The sequence below is a fragment of the Achromobacter kerstersii genome (assembly GCF_902859595.1).
GTDB classification, from domain to species: domain Bacteria; phylum Pseudomonadota; class Gammaproteobacteria; order Burkholderiales; family Burkholderiaceae_B; genus Achromobacter; species Achromobacter kerstersii.
Window position 1 is genome coordinate 20988 of record NZ_CADIJQ010000009.1, and the last position, 18697, is coordinate 39684.

Here is an 18697-nt window from a genome sequence, read left to right on the forward strand (position 1 = left end):
AAGGGGACAAGGAGCGATGCAATGGCAGTGAGCTTTCCCGGAGGTCCGGCGCCTGCGCCGGGCGCGGATGATCCGCTGGCGCTGCTGTCCGCCTGTCACGGACGCATCGCGCGCCAATGTGCGACGTTGTCGCGTCTGGCCGCGCATCTGCCCATGCATGGCAGTGACGAAGCCGCGCAGACGGCTGCGGCCAGCGTGTCGCGCTACTTCGACACGGCCGCGGTGCACCATCACGAAGACGAGGAAGCCGATCTCTTTCCCGCGCTGATCGAATCCATGGCAGGTTCCGATGCGGGCTGCCTGCATGCGCTGGTGCAGGGGCTGATCGACGAGCATCGCCGCTTGGCGGCATTGTGGCTGCCGCTGCGCGCGGCCTTGTCCGACATCGCAGCGGGGCGGCCCGCCGTGTTGCCGATGCCGCAAGTGCAGGCCTTTGCCGAGGCCTATGCGGCGCACATTCAACGCGAAGACGACGAGCTCTTGCCCATGGCGGCGCGGCTGATTTCCGATGACGCCTTAGCCGCCATCGGTCAGGCGATGCGCGCGCGGCGAGGCGGTGGCGCAAGCTGAATTGGCGCTACGATTGCCGCTGGCCGGCGCACCGGGCGCCGGCAACTTTCGCCGCCACGCCATGAACCGCAACTCACGCTTTCGCCAGAAATTGCAGGATTCCGTCTTGATGCACGCCATGTCGGCCCATAACCCGATGGCGGCGCGTCTGGCCGCCGATGCGGGCTTTGACGCCATCTGGGGCAGCGGGTTTGAGCTGTCCGCCAGCTACGCCGTGCCCGACGCCAGCATTCTTTCCGCATCGCAGCACCTGGACATGATGCGCGCCATCGCCGCCACGGTCGACGTACCCGTCATTGCCGATATCGACACCGGCTTTGGCAACGCGATCAACGTGTCCTACATGGTGCCGCAGTACGAAGCGGCCGGCGTATCCGCCGTGGTGATGGAAGACAAGACCTTTCCCAAAGACACGAGCCTGCGCGCCAATGGGCGGCAGGAGCTCGTGCGCGTGCAGGAGTTTCAAGGGAAGATCGAAGCGGCTTGCGCGGCACGGCGCGACCCGGATTTCTGCGTGATCGCTCGCACCGAAGCCCTGATTGCCGGGCTGGGCCAGCAAGAAGCGCTGGACCGCGCTCACGCTTACGAGGCCGCGGGCGCCGACGCCATCCTGATTCATTCCAAGCAGAACACGCCTGACGAAATCCTGTCCTTTATTGCGGCGTGGCAAGGCCGTGCGCCGTTGGTGCTGGTGCCGACGGCGTATCCGCAACTGCGCGAATCCGACATCCAGGCGCTGGGCAAAGTGGGGCTGGTGATCTACGGCAATCATGCCATCCGCGCGGCCGTTGGGGCGATGCGTGACGTATTTGCCCGCATCCGCAGCGATGGCGGCATTCATGCGGTGGATGCGGATTTGCCTTCGGTAAAGGAGATCATCGCGTTGCAGGGCGATGCCGATATGCGTGAGCTGGAACGCCGCTATCTCAAGTGATGGGGCGTGACAAGATCATCACCAGATGCGTTGCGTGCGCCAGAGTGAGCGTTTACGCTAGACGACCCTTCACTGTGGAAGGGGCGGGACACACCAGCTCAGGAATCGAGACAGCATGACGCAGGGAAGGAAACTGGCGGGCCGGATGTTTGGCGCTTGGGTCGACGACGTCAATCGGCTGACCTTGCGCGCCGACTTGTCGGCGGGGCTGTTGGGGGCGTTGCTGGTATTGCCGCAAGGGGTGGCGTTTGCCACGCTGGCCGGGCTGCCCCCCGAATACGGCCTGTACTCCGCCATCATTCCCTGTATTGTGGCCGCGCTGTTCGGCTCCAGCCGCCATGTGATGTCTGGCCCGACCAACGCGAATTCCCTCGCGCTGTTTGCGGTACTGACGCCGTTGGCCGTTGCCGGCAGCCCGGGCTATATCCAGCTGGCGCTTGCGGTGACGGTGCTGGTCGGCATCATGCAGTGGCTGGTGGGCGCGTTGCGGCTGGGGTCGCTGGCGCACTTCATTTCTCCGTCGGCGCTGTTCGGGTTCACAAGCGGCGCCGCGTTGTTGATTGCGGTGCATGCCTTGAAAGACGCGCTGGGCATGCCGTCGCCGGAATCGCACGGCGCGGGGGCCTTGCTGGTCAGTGTGGGCACGCATCTGGGGCAGGTGCATCCCGGCGCGCTAATGGTGACGCTCGCGACGTTGGGCGTTGCGTTGCTGGTGCGCCGCTTGGACAAGCGCAAACCCTACATGCTGCTGGGCTTGGTCGCCGGGTCTGCGGCGGCGGCAGTGTTCAATGCGTGGGCTGCGGCTAACGGAGTTACGCCCGTGTCCGTGTTGGGCGCCATTGCCCAGCCCTGGCCGCCGTTTCATATTCCCAGCGTCGACTGGCGCGCGCTGCCCGACCTGCTGAGCCTGGCGTTTGCACTGACCATCGTGGCGCTGGCGCAATCGATCTCCATCGCCAAGGCGGTGGCCACGCGTTCGGGCCAGCGCATCGACGCCAACCGCGAATTCGTGGGGCAGGGGCTGTCGAACATCGTGGGCGGATTCTTCTCTTCCTACCTGTCTTGCGGGTCGCTGAACCGGTCCATTCCGAACTATGAAGCCGGCGCGAAAACGCCGCTGGCCGCGGTATTTTCGGCGGTGCTGCTGGTGGTGCTGGTAGCGGTGTCGGCGCCGCTCTTGGCGATGATTCCCAATGCGGCCATCTCGGGGCTGCTGTTGCTGGTGGCATGGACCTTGCTGGATATTCCGCGTTGGCGCGAATTGATCCGCATGCAGCCGGGCGAAAGCGCCATTGCCGCCGCCACGCTGGCCGCCACCGTCACAATCCGCATGGAAGTGGCGATTCTGCTGGGGACGGTGCTGTCCTTGATGGCGTACCTGCACCGCACGTCGCGCCCCGCCATGCGGACGATGGGCTTTGATTCTCGCGGGCTGGACCGCCGCTTCGTGGTGCTGGAACACCAGCCGGATGCGTTACCGGAATGCCCGCAATTGAAGCTGTTGCGTATGGAAGGGTCCATTTATTTCGGTGCGGCGGCGCATGTAGCGCAGCGCTTGCACGCGCTGCGTGAAGCCCCGAACGCGCCGCGCCATCTGCTGGTGATGGCCAAAAGCATGAACTTCATTGATCTGGCGGGCGCGCAGGTGTGGGAAGACGAGCTTGCGGCGCGCCGTGCGATGGGGGGCGATCTGTATTTCCATCGGCCGCGCCCCGAAGTGCTGGATATGTGGCGGCGTACGGGGTTCTTGACGCGCCTGGGCGAAGACCACATCTACCCGGACAAGGCCACGGCGCTGCACGCGATCTACGCCAAGCTGGACCCCGGCATCTGCGCGGGCTGCCAGGCCAAGATCTTCTGGGAATGCCAGCCGGATTCCTCGCAACGCGGCCACTGACGCAGGGCCTGGCGTCAGGCCGAGCCGCTACCCATGACGCAGGGCCTGGCGTCAGGGCGAGTCGGTACCCATGACGCAGGGCGTGGCGTCAGGGCGAGTCGATACCCATGACGCAAGGCCTGCCGTCAGGGCGTATCGGTACCCAGATAGGCGGCTCGGACGCGTTCATCTGCGGCGATCGCGGCGGGTTCGCCTTCGGCCAACAGTGCGCCACGCACGAGCACGGCGATGCGGTCCGCATGCTTGAACACCACATCCAGGCTGTGCTCGGTGAACAGCACGGCAAGGCGTTGCGTGTCGGCCAGTTGGCGCGTCAGGCGCATCAACGCGTGGCGTTCGTTGGTGGCCATGCCTGCGGTAGGTTCGTCCATCAGCAACAGCCGCGGCCGATGCGCCAGCGCCATCGCGAGCTCAACCCGCTTGACGTCGCCATACGCCAAGGTGCCGCAGGCGGCGTGCGCCTTGTCCGCCATCTGCACTTGTGACAACAGATCCATGGCTTCGTCGGCCGCGTGGTGCGCGGCGCGGCGCCAGGGGTTGAACAGCAGGCGGTCACGCGACAGCAAAGCCGTCTGTACGTTTTCGCGCACCGTCATCGAGCGGAACGTGGCGGCGGTCTGAAAGGTGCGGCCCACGCCCAGGCGGCAGATCTTGCCGGGCGACAAGCCGACGAGTTCACGGCCATCCAGCTGCACCGAGCCGGAATCGGGGCGTAATTGCCCGCCTAACGCGTTGAAGCACGTGGACTTGCCCGCGCCGTTCGGGCCGATCAGCGCCAGCATCTGGCCCGCCCCCAGCGTGAAGGACACGCCGGCCAGGGCGTCGATGCCGCCGAAGGATTTGCGCAAGTCCTTCACTTGCAACAGGGCGGTTGCGGCCGTCATGCGCGCTTTCCCCGCAGACGCGCGGCGGCGCCGGCCAAACCATCCGGAAAGGCCAGCACCAACGCCAGAATCGCCACGCCCAACACGGCATGCCAGTACTCGGTGCTGCGCGCGGCAACGTCTTGCAGCCATGTGTAGGAGGCAGCGCCCACGAGCGGGCCGGCCAGCGTTTGCACGCCGCCCAGCAGCACCATCACCAAACCATCAACCGAGCGGCTCACGGCCAGTACGTCGGGCGCGATGCTGCCCTTGGAAAACGCATACAGCGAACCCGCCATGCCCGCCGCAAAGGACGCGGCCACAAAGCCCGCCCACTGCACGCGCCGCGTTTCCATGCCCAGCGCTTCCGCGCGCAACGACGAATCGCGCACGCCTCGCAATGCGTAGCCCAATGGTGAAAAGGCCAAGCGCCGCAACCACGCGATGCCCGCCGCGCACAGGGCCAGCGTCACGTAATAGAACCACGGGCCTTGCGCCAGCCACGACGACGGCCATAGCCCGATGAGGCCGTTGCTGCCGCCCGTGACGTCGTCCCATTGAAACGCCAGCGCCCACAGAATCTGCGCGACGGCCAGCGTCAGCATCGCCAAGTACACGCCAGACAGCCGCACGCAGAACCAGCCGAACAGCAACGCGCCAAAGGCGGCGGCAAACGGGCCGAGCAACAAGGCGGCTTCCATCGGCACGGCCGCCAGTTTGAGCAGCAAGGCCGCGCCATACGCGCCCAGACCAAACCACGCGGCATGGCCGAACGACGTCATGCCGGCCAGCCCGGTCAGAAAGTGCAAACTGGCCGCGAACAGCGCCGCGATCAGGATTTCGGTCATCAGAATGCTGAGATACGGCCATTGCAATGCGGCAATCGGCACCAGGGCCAACAGCACCACTAGCAGGCCATACGCCGCCCGCAAGCGCCGGCCCGCGGGGGCGATGGGGCGTTCCGGCGCGCCAGCATGCGAGGCCGGGGCAGGGGGCTTGCCAAGCAGGCCCCAAGGGCGCACCACCAGCACCACCGCCATCACGGCGAATTCGGCCAGCAGCGTGAGTTTGGACAGATTGAACACCCAAGGGCCGATTGCCACCTGGCCCAGGAAGACGAACACCGCCTTCACTGAACAAATGAGCAGCGCCGCCAGGAAAGCGCCAGGAATCGAGCCCAGCCCGCCCACCACGACCACGACAAATGCGCTGGCGATGATCTCCAGGTCCAGCCCCAGCGTGGCGGGGACGCGGGGCGCGGCCAACGCGCCGCCCAATCCGGCCAGGAAGGCGCCCAAGGTGAACGCGGACGTGAACAGCCAGGCCTGGTTTACACCCAGGGCGGCCAGCATGCTGCGGTTCTCAGCGGCCGCGCGCAGCAGCCGGCCCCAGCGCGTGCGCATCAGCAGCAGCCACAGCAGCCCCAGCACGATGGGGCCGGCGGCGATCAGCAGCAAGTCGTATTCGGGAAAGCGGCGGCCCAGGATCTGCACCGCGCCAGACAGCCCGGGGGCGCGCGCGGCGAACAGGTCTTCAGGCCCCCAGATGGCCAGCGCAGCGTCGCCGATGATGAGCACCAGCGCAAAGGTCGCCAGCAACTGGAAGAGTTCGGGCGCCTGGTACAGCCGTTTCAGCACCAGCCATTCGGCGGCCGCCCCGATCAGGCCGGTGGCCAGCGCGGCCAACAGCAGACCGGCCCAATAGCCCGCGCCGTCGCCAAATGCCGTGGTGAAGGTCCACGCCAGATACACGCCCAGCATGTAGAACGAGCCATGCGCGAAGTTCACGACGCGGGTGACACCGAAGATCAGCGACAAACCCGCGGCAACCAGGAACAAGGCGCTGGCGTCTGCCAGCCCGTTCAGCAACTGCGACAGCAGCCCCGACAGGCTCATCAGTGTGCCGGACGCATCTTGCGCACCTGTTCGTCAGGCGGTTGCAGACGCGCACCGTCAATGTAGGTGAAGTCTTTCATGATGCCCTTGCCGTCTTCCACCGCCGTCACGCCCACATAGACGCCCATCGTCGATTGATGGTCCAGCTTGCGGTATTGGATCTGGCCATAAGGCGTATCCACCTTCAGGCCGGCAAACGCGTCGACGAGCTTTTCGGTATCCACGGCGCCCGCGGCTTTCAGGCCCTGGGCGATAGACATCAGCGACGCGTAGCCCACCACCGAACCCACCTTGGGCGTCTCGTTGTAGCGCTTCTTGTAGGCTTCTACGAAGGCGTTGTTGGCCGGCGTGTCGATGGCGTACCAGGGGTAGCCCGTCACGATCCAGCCCGACGGCGTGTCAGCGCCCAGCGGTTCCAGGTATTCCGGTTCGCCGGACAGCACGGACACCACGGCGCGGTTTTCGAACAGGCCGCGCGTGTTGCCTTCGCGGACAAAACGCGTCAGGTCGGCGGCGAAGAGCACGTTGAAGATGGCGTCCGGCTTGGCGTCGGCCAAGGCCTGCACCACCGCGCCGGCATCCACCTTGCCCAGCGGCACGGCCTGCTCGGCAACGAACTCCACGTCGGATTGGAACGACTTCATCATGGCCTTGAACGTGGCCACGGCGGACTGCCCGTATTCATAGTTGGGGTAGACGATGGCCCAGCGCTTCTTGCGTAAGGCCAGCGCCTTGGGGGCCAGCGCCGCCACGTGCATCCAGGTGGACGGGCGCAGGCGGTACGTATAGCGGTTGCCTTCCTGCCAGGTGATCTTGTCCGTCAGCGGCTCGGCGGCCAGGAAGAATACCTGCTGCTGCTTGGCGAAATCGGTCAGCGCCAGGCCCGTGTTGGACAAGAAGCCGCCAAACAGCAGCTCGACTTTCTCGCGGGCCAGCAATTCTTGCGCGGCGCGCACGGAATCGCCAGGGTTGCCGTTGTCATCGCGCGAGATGACTTCCAGTTTTCTGCCCAGCACGCCGCCTTCGGCATTGACCTGCTCCAGCGCCAGCTGCCAACCCTTTTTGTAGGGGCCCAGGAAAGCGGGAATGGCCTTGTAGCTGTTGATCTCGCCAATGCGGATCGGCGGTTCACGGTCTTTGGCGACGGCAACGGCGACCGGCGTCAGCGCCAGGGCCAATAGCGCGGGCGCGAGCGCGCGGCGCAGCAGGGTAAGGCAGGGACGGAGCATGGCGGTTATCGAGAAGCAAGAGGAATCGGGCTTGACCGGATTGAAGCACGCACCTTTGCCTTGCGGCAATAAAAAAGCCCCGCACGTTACCGTGCAGGGCTTTTCGCTAACCAGAAAACCGGCTGAATTACTTCAGCTTGGTTTCCTTGTAGTCAACGTGCTTGCGAGCGACCGGATCAAATTTCTTGATCAGCATCTTCTCGGGCATGTTGCGCTTGTTCTTGGTGGTCGTGTAGAAATGACCCGTGCCGGCGGTCGACTCGAGTTTGATCTTTTCGCGGATACCTTTGGCCATGTCGTGCTCCTAGTATGGTGATTGGGGGCGCCGATTAGGCGGCTTCGCCACGGGCACGCATGTCGGCCAGGACGGCGTCGATGCCATTCTTGTCGATCGTGCGGATGGCCTTGGCCGAAACGCGCAGGCGGACCCAGCGGTTTTCGGATTCAACCCAGAACCGGCGCGATTGCAGGTTGGGCAGGAAGCGACGCTTGGTCTTGTTGTTCGCGTGCGAAACATTGTTGCCCACCATCGGGCCTTTGCCGGTCACTTGGCATACGCGTGCCATGGATGCACCTCTTTATGTCGTTCTTGTCGCGCATCGCTTGGGGGGTAGACAGGGTTTTAGCCGCCGGGCTGTGAAGTAAGCGCAATGTGTTGCCTGTTGCGCTGCCTTTGCCGGCCACCCAGTCTTAGTGGATGAGGGGGATCGGAATCCGCCCGTGCTTATACCCGCTGCCTGCACCCGCTGCATCTATCGCTGCAGATTCCGTTGGAATCTCGCTATGCGCGGTTGGGGTCAGAGTGCTGAACTACAAAGCATAGTAGATCAGCACGGGAAACTTCATGTGAAGACTTCGATTCTAATACGAAAAACGCAAGTAAATCAAGCGGCCATGTTCAAGCGGTGTGGGTTTGCGCCACACGGCCCGAAATCCAGGACAGGCAGGCGCAGGTCGCCAGCGTGGTCGTCAGGGGCAGGGCGCTGTCCGTCTGCCAGGCGCTGACGGCAAAACCGGCCAGCGCCCCGCAGGACAATTGCAGCGTCCCCAATAAGGCAGACGCTGCGCCCAGCCGCTTGCCTTGCTCCGACAGCGCCAGCGCTGCCGAATTGGGGTTCACGAAACCCTGACTACCCATATAGCTGATCAAGCACAGCATCAAAAGGGGCAGGGTCATCCAGCCAGCGAGCGTCAGCGCAACGGCCACCAGGCTGGCCAGCGCCAGCGCCGTCAGCGCTTTGCGTTGCAGCTGGCGGGGCTTATAGGTGCGCAGCAGGCGGGCGCTGATCTGCGAACAGATAATCAGCGACAGCGCGTTGGTGCCAAAGAGCAGGCCGTAGTACTGGGGGGCCACGCCATACAGTTCGATGAAAACGCGCGGCGATCCAATGATGTAGGCGAACATGCCCGCCTGCCCAAAACCGCCGGCCAGGCTGTGCGCCATGAAGCCGCGATGGCGGAACAGGTCACGATAGTTGCGCAGGATGGTGCTCCAGCGCAGCGGCACCACGCGTTCGGGCGCAAGCGATTCCTTCATGATCTTCGCCACGGCAAACATCAGCATGGCGCCGCCGGCAAGCATGATCCAGAACAGGCTGCGCCACGATGTGATGGCCAGCAACTGCCCGCCCGCAAGCGGTGCAAGAATCGGGGCCAGGCCCATGATCAGCATCAGCAGCGACATCGCGCGCGCCGCTTCATGGGTTTCGTAATGGTCGCGGATCACCGCACGCGGAATCACAATGCCCGCCGCGCCGCCCATGGCTTGCACGACGCGCCAGCCGGTCAGCGCTTCGACGGAACCCGACAGCGCACACCCCAGCGAAGCCACCATGAACAGCGCCAGCCCCACCATCAGCGGCGGCTTGCGGCCGAAGCGGTCGGCCATCGGGCCGTAGAACACTTGCGCCAGCGCCAGGCCGATCAGGTAGGCCGCCAGCGTGCGTTCGACATCGCCGCGCGGCACGCCCAGGTTCGCCGCAATGGTCGGGAACGCGGGCAGGTACATGTCGATGGCGAACGGGCCGATCGCCGTCAGCGCGCCCATGAGGATGAGCCAGCCGGGCAGGCCGGAGCGGGAAACGGGTGATGGGGGCATTGTGGTGGCGGTAAAGCGCAGAGGTGTAGCGCAAAAACAGTGCGCAAAGACAAGGCGCGAATGCGTTTGTTGCAGGGTTTGCGCCAAGCCAGCGACTTTATCACGGGCAACCTGACACGCAAATTTAAGCGGTTTTCCGATAAAGTCGTTGGCGTCCGACCGTGTTCAGAGGAGAGGCCGTGAATCCTTTGTTGTCTGTTGTGGAACGCAAACTCGACGCGTTGCCCGTCACCGTCCAACTCGTTCTGCCTGACGGCGTGGTGCTGGGTCCGCCCGACCCGCGCGTGCGCTTTGTCACGCATGACAAGACGGCGCTGGCCCATCTGGCCGAAGGCGCAGTCGGGGTGCTGGGGCAGGACTATGTCGAAGGCCGCATCGATATCGAAGGCAATATGCGCGATGTGATGGCGGCGGCGTCAGCGCTGATGCCCGGGTCTCCGGTCGACGCGGCGCGCGGCGGCTGGCTGACGGAACTGGTGCGCAAAGTGATGTCGGTGTGGCGCCATTCGATTGAGCGGGACGCCAAACAGATCGAATTCCATTACGACCTGTCAGACGATTTCTACGCCTTGTGGCTAGACCCGCGCCGGGTCTATTCCTGCGCTTATTACCGCACGCCGGACATGACGTTGGCGCAGGCCCAGGAAGCCAAGCTCGATCACATCTGCCGCAAGCTGCGCCTGCAAGCCGGCGAGCGCTTTCTGGACGTGGGGGCGGGTTGGGGCGGCTTGCTGCTGTGGGCGGCCGAGCATTACGGCGTGGACGCCACCGGCATCACGCTGTCGCGCAACCAGCATGCGCACGTGACCAAACTGATTCAGGAAAAAGGCCTGGCGGGCCGCGTCCGCATGGAACTGCTGGACTACCGCAAGCTGGATGAATCCCAGCCCTACGACAAGATTGCATCGGTGGGCATGTTCGAGCACGTGGGCCGGGCGCAGCTGGAAGGCTACTTCGCCAAATTGCGCCGCCTGCTCAAACCGGGCGGACTGATCATGAACCATGGCATTACCGCCGCCGGCGTCTACAACGCCGAGCTGGGCAACGGCATGGGCGAGTTCATCGAAAAATACATCTTCCCCGGCGGCGAGCTGACCCACATCAGCGTCGTAATGGAAGCCATGACCAATGGCGGCCTGGAGGAAGTGGACATCGAAAACCTGCGGCCGCACTACGCGCGCACGCTGTGGGCCTGGAGCGACGCGCTGGAAGCCCGCTTGCCCGAAGCCGCGCAGGTATTAGGCGGCGAGCAGGGCGCACGGTCATTGCGGGCGTACCGCCTGTATCTGGCCGGCTGCGCCATGGCGTTCGAGCACGGCTGGATCGCGCTGCACCAGATCCTGGGCCAACCGCCCGCCACCGGCCGCCCGGACGAACTCGACAACCCCGCCGACCTCTCGTACCCATGGCGGCGCGACTATATGTATAGCGGCGACCGCTGAAAGTCGGACGGAATCAGGGTAGGTAACGGGCACGCATTCCCGCCACAACTCTTGCTTGATCCTGCATCCTGGGCGCTGCGCGTCGGCGGGGATGGCTCAGCCGCGCGCATTCCTTTGCAAAGGCGTGCAAGCAATGAGAATCGGCGGATTCCCTTCGACGACCAGACGGCTGATCTATGTGCTTCCCATCATCATGGGGACCGTGGAGTACTTGCTCCGCGTGGGTTTCCGGCAGCCAGACAAGGACGCCTTTTTTCCGCTTTCGCTGACGGTTGCGGGCATCGGCTTGTTCGTTGCGTTGACGGCGGCGTCCAGCCGTGAAGCCTGCCAAGGAGGGATGGCCCGGTCCATCGCGGCGTTGAGTTTTTGGATGGCGCTCCTTGGCGCGGTGTGCTGGATCTACCTTTTGATGGCGTCGTTCAGTAATGAAGTCCGAGAAATCATGGAGTTCTCGCCGTTCGTCATCGGGAGTAGCTACTATTTTGCGGGAACGGTGGCAACGGAATGGATGGCGAGGAGGCTATGAATATCTATCACCATATCTCGGCATTTTGGGGCGATTACGCACCCGTTGTATGGATGACGATTGTGACCTGGGTGGGCATGCGAGTCGTGTTCTGGCTTGAGGATCGCGTTCGTGAGCGCCGGTATCGTGCGGCGGGGCCGGGCATTCGTCAGCGTCTGACGGTGTTGCAGGCGCAGCGCCATCGCGCCCAGCGCATCCTGGCCAGAATCAACGCGGAAGAGGCAAGGCTGCGATGAATTGAACGGTGGATAGGGCACAACACGGCGCTCGCGGTGTTGACTCTCTGTCATGCCCCATGCTGCGCTGCATTATTTCTGCAAACCCGTCGTCGCACTAACCGTCCAGAAGCCGATCGCCGCGCCGATTCTCCGCCGCTTCCAGCTGAATTTCACCTGAATTTATGCTCAGAAAGAGCTTAAAACGGCGATTTCCCGGCCTTCTGGAACGCCTTGAATGTACTAATAAGAACATAATATTTACTGAATGTATCTTCATTTTTGACCCATTATTCCCCAGAGGAAATTCGCAATTCGCCTCGGTTTACTCCGGGTAATCCCGTACAGATTTTCTTGGGAATGTATCTGTTTCATTCATCCCAGGGGTTGGGCGGCGCAGCAATTTCGTTTAAGATGCTGCCTTCTTCGTTCAGTTTGTTCACTTTCTGTGGGTTTTCAAAAACCGCGTTTTTGAAACCTCTGTCTTGCAAGACTCCGCACCTTTGCGGTTCCTCTTGTCGCTAGTGTCGGTTTGTATTGGCGGTTCTGCCCGTCTTCCGCACAACCCCCTTAGCTCCATGGCACTTCCGGGCCAGACCCGGCGTGTGTCCCTGAACCTATGGAGGCAAAAGCCAATGCGTTTTACCCCTGTCAAGACCCTGGCCGCCGCGGCCGTTCTGTTTGCGTTTGCCGGTGCAGCCCAAGCTGCCGACGCGCCGCAATGTGAAATCAAGCGTCCGGTCAATTTCGGCGCCATGAACTGGGAATCCAACCTGGTCCTCGTGGATGTCGAACGTTTCATCATGGAAAAGGGCTACGGTTGCAAAACCGAAACCCTGCCGACGGAAACGCTGCCTGCCCTGGCTGCGCTTGAGCGCGGCGATCTGGATATCAATACCGAGATTTGGCTGAACAGCGTGGCCGAACCTTGGGAACGCGCTGAAAAGACTGGCAAGGTCAAGCGCATCGGCGACATCTACATGGGCGCCGAAGGCTGGTACATCCCCCGCTACACGGCCGAACGCCTGCCTGAACTGAAGTCCGCGGCCGACCTGCCGAAGTTCAAGGACAAGTTCAAGGACCCGGAAGAACCCGGCAAGGGCCGTTTCTACGGCTGCCCGGCGGGCTGGGGCTGCGAAGTCACCAGCAACAACCTCTTCCACGCCTTGAAGCTGGACGACACCTACACGCTGTACTCGCCCGGCACGGGCGCGGCGCAAAAGGCGGCGTTGATGTCGGCCTACAAGCGCAAGCAGAACGTCGTCTTCTACTACTGGTCGCCCACGCCGCTGGTTGGCGCGATGGACCTGGTCAAGCTGGACATGCCGCCCTACGACGCCGAAAAGCACAAGTGCCTGACGTCGCCCAAGTGCGCCAAGCCCGAGGCCAGCGCCTATCCTGACAATCCCGTCTTCACCGCGGTGAACACCAAGTTCTCCGAAGAAGCCCCGACGCTGACCGCCTTCCTGGCTAAGGTCTCGGTGCCGCTGCCGGTGATCAATGAAACCCTGGCCCACATGGAAGAGTCTGGCGACGATTCCAACACGGTGGCCAAGTGGTTCTTGAAGAACAAGCCCGATGTCTGGACCAAGTGGGTCCCCGCAGACGTCGCCGGGCGCGTCCAAAGCGCGCTGTAACGTAACGTGGTGCTGGTGCCGCGCCCTTGTGGCGCGTGCCGGCCCGGCCAGCGGGAAGTGTTCCCGCCAGCCGGGCCTCCCCGAAGGCAAAGCCCTTCAGGAAGCGCCCTGAATAGGAAAGCCCCTAAGGGAAAAAGCCCCGTGGCGGGCATGTTGCCCTGGGTTTTTTCCCCTGGGACGGCCGTTTGCCGGACGCATGCGTTCGGAAGCAAGCACATGGCGCCGCCCCTTCCAGCAGCCGGTTTCCAACCGGAAGTGTCCTGGCTGCATGGACATCCGATTACTCGGAATGCGTGGCGGCGGCTGCCACCAAGCGCCCCAGAATGGAGTCAAAGATATGTTTCCTGAAATTATTCCCGCCCGTCAGGTCAGGGCGGCGATCGACGGGTTCGTCGATCACCTGGTCACCAATTACGCGGACACGCTAGAGACCCTGTCTCAGCCGGTCCTGCACGCCTTGGTGTGGCTTGAACAAGTGTTGCGCAGCTCGCCCTGGTGGGCGGTGGTTGCCGTGACCATCGCCATCGCCTATGGCGTGAGCCGCCGTATCGGCCTGAGCCTGGCGATGGGCGCGCTGCTGTGCGTCATTGGCGTGCTGGGCTTGTGGGACGCCGGCATGCAGACGCTGGCGCTGATGATCATGGCCGCGGGCCTGTCGGTGGTAATCGGCATTCCGTTGGGCGTGCTGATGGCGCGTGTGAACTGGCTGCGCTCCATCATGCTGCCCGTGCTGGACGTGATGCAGACCATGCCCAGCTTCGTGTACCTGATTCCGGTTGTGATGTTGTTTGGCCTGGGCAAGATTCCCGCCATCATCGCCACCGTCATCTACGCCGTGCCGCCGCTGATCCGCCTGACCGACCTGGGCATCCGCCTGGTCGACCGCGAAGTGCTGGAAGCGTCGCGCGCGTTCGGCGCCAATCCGCGCCAGCAACTCTTTGGCGTGCAGTTGCCGCTGGCGCTGCCCAACATCATGGCCGGTATCAACCAGACCACGATGATGGCGCTGTCGATGGTGGTGATTGCGTCGATGATCGGCGCACGCGGCCTGGGCTATGAAGTGCTGCTGGGGATCAACCGTCTGGAAGTGGGCCGTGGCCTGCTGGCAGGCTTGGGTATCGTGGTGCTGGCCGTGCTGTTCGACCGGATCACGCAATCGTATGGACAGCGCATGCGCATGGGAGGCCAGCGATGAGCAAGATCGAAGTCAAGAACATCTACAAGGTCTTTGGATCGCATCCGAAGAAGTGGCTGCAAGCGGCCCAGGGCGGCATGAGCAAGGAACAGCTGTTGGCCGAAAGCGGCCACACGCTGGGCCTGCGCGACATCAGCCTGTCGATTGAAGAAGGCAGCATCTACGTCATCATGGGCTTGTCGGGTTCCGGCAAGTCGACGCTGATCCGTCACTTCAACCGCCTGATCGAACCCAGCGCCGGCCACATCCTGGTAGACGGCGTGGACGTGGTCAGCCTGAACAAGCGCGACCTGGAAGTCTTCCGTCAAAAGAAGATGAGCATGGTGTTCCAGCGCTTTGGCCTGTTCCCGCACCGCACGGTGCTGGACAACGCCGCGTATGGCCTGACCGTGCAGGGCGTGGGCAAGGCGGAACGCGAAAAGCGCGCCCGTGACTGGCTTGAACAAGTGGGCCTGGCCGGTTTTGAAAACCAGTACCCGCATCAGTTGTCGGGCGGTATGCAACAACGTGTGGGCCTGGCGCGCGCGCTGGCGACCGACGCCGAAATCCTGCTGATGGACGAAGCGTTCTCCGCACTGGACCCGCTGATCCGCCGCGAAATGCAGGATCAGCTGCTGCAACTGCAAGCCAAGCTGAACAAGACCATCGTGTTCATCACGCATGATCTGGACGAAGCGCTGCGCCTGGGCAACCGCATCGCCATCCTGAAGGACGGCGAACTGGTGCAGGAAGGCACGCCGGAAGACATTCTGCTGAATCCGGCCAACGATTATGTGCAGTCGTTCTTGCAGGACGTGAACCGCACCAAGGTGCTCAACGCCACGCACGCCGTGAACCCGGCGCGCCTGACCTTGACCATGCGTTCGCGCCCCGCGCACGCGCTGGACCGCATGCGCGCCATGGACTACCAGTACGCGCCGGTGCTGGACGGCAAGCGCCTGGCCGGTGTGCTGACGGCCATGGCGGCCGAGCAGGCCATTGAGCAAGGCGCACGCGATGTGTCGCGCTTTGTCGAGGACCTGGCCTCGGTGCCCGCCACCGCCGGCCTGGGCGAAGTGCTGGCCCAACTGGTGCACAGCGACCAGCCGGTTGCCGTCACGGGCGAAGACGACGAGTTCCTGGGCATGTTGTCGCGCAAGAAGGTCGTGGAACTGGTGACGCCTGCGTTGACCGAGTCCGCGCCTGCGGAAGCGGTTGCCAGCGAGCTCGAAGGCCAGCCCGTGCCGGAACACCGGGGCGAAGCAGCCTGACCCTGACGGCGCGGTTGACGGGGGCGTCCCAGCATCGCCCATCGTCGCCCATCGTCGCCCAAGCTTGACCCTTTTGCCCGCATGCAATCCCTTGCATGCGGGCAAAGTCGTTTTATGATGGCTGGCCGGTCAGTTCGGCCGGTTTCTCCCATTCGGATTATCGGAAGCCGTCATGCCCATTTTGAATGTCCAGATCCTGCAAGGCCACTCGGCCGCTCAGAAAGCCGCGCTGTTGACGGCCGCCTCGAACGCGGTCGTCGAGAGCATCGCCGCGCCGCTGCCCAGCGTGCGTATCGTGTTGCAGGAAGTGCCTGCCGAGAACGTGATCGTGGCCGGTGAAATCGGCAAGCGCATGGTGCGCGTGGACGTGGCGCTGATCGAAGGCCGCGACGAAGCCAAGAAGGCGGCGCTGATCGCGGCGTTGAACCAGGCCGTGTGCACCAGCATCGACATCTCGGGCGAAGACGTGCGCGTCCTGATCCGTGACGTGCCCAAGGTTGACATGGGCGTGGCCAACGGCATCAGCGCCAAAGCCGCTGGCCGTTAAGCCCACGCACCCGCCGTTCGATTACTGCATCTTCAAGCCCAGTTCGGCCACGAACTGTTTTTCCTCCGCCACCTGACGGACGGCGTATTCGGTATAGGCCGCGCTGTCCATCAGCATGTGCGGCTGATCCGCATTTTCCAGCGCGCGGTTGTATTCCGGATCTCGGGACGCGCGGTGGAACGCCTTTTGCAGCACCGCCACCACCTTCGGGTCCATCCCCTTCGGCCCCGCGATGCCCACCGGGTTCGACGCAATGATGGGGTAGCCCAGTTCGGTCAGCGTGGGCACGTCAGGCACGCGCTTGGCGCGCGCCTCGCCCATCACCGCCAACAGGCGCGCCTTGCCGGTGTCGATCATTGGCCCCCATCCGGCGTCCGACACCATCTGGATGTGGCCGCCCAACAGCGCGGTCGTTTCTTCCGCTGCGCCCTTGTACGGAATGAAGTTGAAGCGCACGCCCGTCAATCGCGACAGACGTTCGATGGCGATGCGGCCCGAGCCACCCGCACCGGTGCCGCCATAACTGACCTGATCCGGATTCGCGCGCGCGTGCGCGATCAGCTCGTCCAGCGTTTTCCAGGGCGCATCCTGGCGCACGACGATGCCGTAGGAATACGCCGTCATGCACGCCACGTAGGTGAAGTCCGTGAGCGGGTCGTAGTTCACCTGTTGCAGGAACGGATAGCGGAACAGCGTGCCGACCACGACGGACACCGTGTAGCCATCGGGGGCCGTGGTGTGCGCCATCGCCGCCGGGCCTAGCGTGCCGCCTGCACCGGGGCGGTTGGCGATGATGACCGTCTGCCCCAATTCGCGCGAGGCTGCGACTGCCAGTGCGCGCATCTGCGTGTCGGTGGCGCCGCCCGCGGGAAACGGCACGATCAGCGTGATGGGGCGCGTGGGGAAGGTGGCCGCGCGCGCGGGCTTGGCCAGCGTCAGAGCGGCGGGCAGCGCCAGCCCAAGCTTCAGCAGGCTGCGGCGTCCGGGCGAGGCGGTGCTGCGAGGATGATCAGTCATGGTTGTCTCCGTCCTGATTGTTATGGGTACAGCGGGTCTTTGGCAGCGCCACTTGTCACGGCGGCATCCGAACACGGCGGCGCGCGCTACCGCGCAATGCCGCGCTCGGTCAGGCTGGCGATGCCGGCATCGTCGTAACCGGCTTCGCGCAGAATCTGATCGGTGTGTTCGCCGGGCAGCGGGGCCTGGCGATGAATCGCAAATTGAAAGCCCGACATCTTCACGGGGCTGCCGATGTGCGCGCCGGGGCCATAGACCTCGTGGCGCGCGTGATGCACCATGCCGCGCGCATTGAAGTGCGGGTGCACCAGGCTGTCAGACAGTGTCAGCACAGGCGACACGCAGCAATCGGCGTCTTCAAGCAATTCCACCCAATGCGCCAACGGCCGCGAACCGAACAGGCTTTGCAGTTCGCCTTTCACGTGCGCCTGTTGCGCGGCGCTGTCGTCGCGGTGCAGTGCAATCAGGTCGGGCCGATCCAGCCGGCGGCACAAGGTGTTCCAGAATTTTGGTTCCAGCGCCGCCACCGCCAGATAGCGCCCGTCTTGCGTGCGGTACTGGCCGTAACACGCCAGCGCGCCCGACAACGTATCGCCGCCGGACGGGCGCGTATCGCCATGCGCATTCAGCGTGGCCAATGGCACCACCGCCCCGGCAAGCAGTCCATCGGCAATGGCGATGTCCACATAGCGGCCTCGGCCCGTGCGCTGCGCATCCACCAGCGCGGCCAGAATGCCCATCACCGCCGTCAATGATCCGCCCAGAATGTCGGCGACCGGCAGGTTGGACAGCGCGGGCTGATCCGGCCCGCACCCCATTTGATCCGCCACGCCGGCATAGGCCGAATAGTTCAGGTCGTGTCCGGCCGCATCCCGCTGCGGGCCATCCTGGCCGTAGCCCGTAATGCTGCAATACACCAAGCGCGGATTGTGCCGCGACAAGGTGTCGTAATCGGCCTTCAATCGCGCCGTCACACCGGGCCGGAAGCTCTCGATCAGCACGTCGGCGTCGCGCACCAGTGCGGCCAGCGCGGCTTGCCCGTCGGGGTGTTTCAAGTCCAGCCGCAAGCCGCGCTTGTTGCGGTTGCACACGGCGCGCAGGGCGGGCGGCGCGTAATCGCCTGCCTGCGTGTCTTCGATCTTGATCACGTCTGCGCCCAGGTCGGCCAGGTACTGCGCGCCCAGCGGGCCGGGCAGTAAACGCGACAGGTCCAGGATCTTGATGCCCGCAAGCGGGGCGGTGTTCGGCGTATCCAAAGAGGGACTCCGGTAAATACGAAGAGGCGGCCAGTCAGGGGCGCGATCCAGTCTAGGCGCGGCTTTGCGGCGAACCAATGGCGAAATCGCTGATTCCACTTGGCGGGAATGCTCATGCCGGGCATT

Annotated in this window: 18 protein-coding genes; 10 read left to right on the forward strand and 8 right to left on the reverse strand. The window is 63.9% G+C overall.

All coding sequences use genetic code 11. The annotated features are described in order from the left end of the window. Window positions 1-21 precede the first annotated feature (21 nt). The 3 genes from HV765_RS22930 to HV765_RS22940 all read left to right on the forward strand — a co-directional run bounded on the left by HV765_RS22930 (window position 22) and on the right by HV765_RS22940 (window position 3401). The gene (locus HV765_RS22930) at window positions 22-570 is read left to right on the forward strand and encodes a hemerythrin domain-containing protein (protein WP_175171071.1); all 549 of its coding nucleotides are present in this window, start codon (window positions 22-24) and stop codon (window positions 568-570) included. Between the two features lie 61 nt (window positions 571-631). Further along, a complete protein-coding gene (locus HV765_RS22935; protein ID WP_054427232.1) occupies window positions 632-1504 on the forward strand; it encodes a phosphonopyruvate hydrolase in 873 nt (290 codons plus the stop codon). A gap of 115 nt (window positions 1505-1619) precedes the next feature. Next, entirely contained in the window at window positions 1620-3401 is a 1782-nt protein-coding gene (locus HV765_RS22940; protein WP_254600689.1) for a SulP family inorganic anion transporter, read from the forward strand. Window positions 3402-3526: 125 nt separating this feature from the next. On the opposite strand, the gene HV765_RS22945 is transcribed toward HV765_RS22940, so the two are convergent. The 6 genes from HV765_RS22945 to HV765_RS22970 form a co-directional block, all read right to left on the reverse strand. Next, window positions 3527-4285, reverse strand: coding sequence for an ABC transporter ATP-binding protein (locus tag HV765_RS22945; protein ID WP_175171072.1), 759 nt, complete (start codon window positions 4283-4285; stop codon window positions 3527-3529). After that, on the reverse strand, window positions 4282-6159 hold the full coding sequence (locus tag HV765_RS22950) for an ABC transporter permease (RefSeq protein ID WP_175171073.1): 1878 nt from the start codon (window positions 6157-6159) through the stop codon (window positions 4282-4284). Before HV765_RS22950 ends, HV765_RS22945 begins: the two co-directional genes overlap by 4 nt. Further along, window positions 6159-7388, reverse strand: coding sequence for an ABC transporter substrate-binding protein (locus tag HV765_RS22955; RefSeq protein WP_156336979.1), 1230 nt, complete (start codon window positions 7386-7388; stop codon window positions 6159-6161). The genes HV765_RS22950 and HV765_RS22955 overlap by 1 nt, the downstream gene beginning before the upstream one ends. Window positions 7389-7515: 127 nt before the next feature. After that, window positions 7516-7683, reverse strand: coding sequence for a 50S ribosomal protein L33 (gene rpmG / locus HV765_RS22960; RefSeq protein ID WP_003810296.1), 168 nt, complete (start codon window positions 7681-7683; stop codon window positions 7516-7518). Window positions 7684-7717: 34 nt separating this feature from the next. Next, window positions 7718-7954: a 50S ribosomal protein L28 gene (gene rpmB / locus HV765_RS22965; protein ID WP_054427120.1), complete on the reverse strand. Its 237-nt coding sequence runs from the start codon at window positions 7952-7954 to the stop codon at window positions 7718-7720. Between the two features lie 332 nt (window positions 7955-8286). Further along, complete coding sequence (locus tag HV765_RS22970) at window positions 8287-9486, reverse strand: Bcr/CflA family multidrug efflux MFS transporter (RefSeq protein WP_441371710.1); 1200 nt, start codon at window positions 9484-9486, stop codon at window positions 8287-8289. Window positions 9487-9665: 179 nt separating this feature from the next. Between HV765_RS22970 and HV765_RS22975 the strand changes: the two genes are divergently transcribed. The 7 genes from HV765_RS22975 (at window position 9666) to HV765_RS23005 (ending at window position 16298) form a co-directional block, all read left to right on the forward strand. Further along, complete coding sequence (locus HV765_RS22975; protein WP_175171074.1) at window positions 9666-10928, forward strand: class I SAM-dependent methyltransferase; 1263 nt, start codon at window positions 9666-9668, stop codon at window positions 10926-10928. 55 nt (window positions 10929-10983) lie between these two features. After that, window positions 10984-11454, forward strand: coding sequence for a hypothetical protein (locus tag HV765_RS22980; RefSeq protein WP_175171075.1), 471 nt, complete (start codon window positions 10984-10986; stop codon window positions 11452-11454). Continuing rightward, the gene (locus HV765_RS22985; RefSeq protein ID WP_175171076.1) at window positions 11451-11690 is read left to right on the forward strand and encodes a hypothetical protein; all 240 of its coding nucleotides are present in this window, start codon (window positions 11451-11453) and stop codon (window positions 11688-11690) included. Before HV765_RS22980 ends, HV765_RS22985 begins: the two co-directional genes overlap by 4 nt. A gap of 614 nt (window positions 11691-12304) precedes the next feature. After that, window positions 12305-13306, forward strand: coding sequence for an ABC transporter substrate-binding protein (locus HV765_RS22990; protein WP_175171077.1), 1002 nt, complete (start codon window positions 12305-12307; stop codon window positions 13304-13306). 337 nt (window positions 13307-13643) lie between these two features. Then, window positions 13644-14501, forward strand: coding sequence for an ABC transporter permease (locus tag HV765_RS22995; protein WP_054427125.1), 858 nt, complete (start codon window positions 13644-13646; stop codon window positions 14499-14501). Continuing rightward, the gene (locus tag HV765_RS23000) at window positions 14498-15751 is read left to right on the forward strand and encodes a quaternary amine ABC transporter ATP-binding protein (RefSeq protein ID WP_054427126.1); all 1254 of its coding nucleotides are present in this window, start codon (window positions 14498-14500) and stop codon (window positions 15749-15751) included. The genes HV765_RS22995 and HV765_RS23000 overlap by 4 nt, the downstream gene beginning before the upstream one ends. A gap of 172 nt (window positions 15752-15923) precedes the next feature. Next, a complete protein-coding gene (locus HV765_RS23005; RefSeq protein ID WP_054427127.1) occupies window positions 15924-16298 on the forward strand; it encodes a tautomerase family protein in 375 nt (124 codons plus the stop codon). Window positions 16299-16319: 21 nt separating this feature from the next. Here HV765_RS23005 and HV765_RS23010 read toward each other — a convergent pair whose 3' ends face one another. Both HV765_RS23010 and HV765_RS23015 read right to left on the reverse strand, forming a co-directional pair. Next, window positions 16320-17315, reverse strand: coding sequence for a tripartite tricarboxylate transporter substrate binding protein (locus HV765_RS23010; RefSeq protein WP_175171078.1), 996 nt, complete (start codon window positions 17313-17315; stop codon window positions 16320-16322). 86 nt (window positions 17316-17401) lie between these two features. Then, window positions 17402-18571 (reverse strand): CaiB/BaiF CoA transferase family protein, encoded by a 1170-nt coding sequence (locus HV765_RS23015; RefSeq protein ID WP_175171079.1) that lies wholly within the window; start codon window positions 18569-18571, stop codon window positions 17402-17404. Between the last annotated feature and the right edge of the window lie 126 nt (window positions 18572-18697).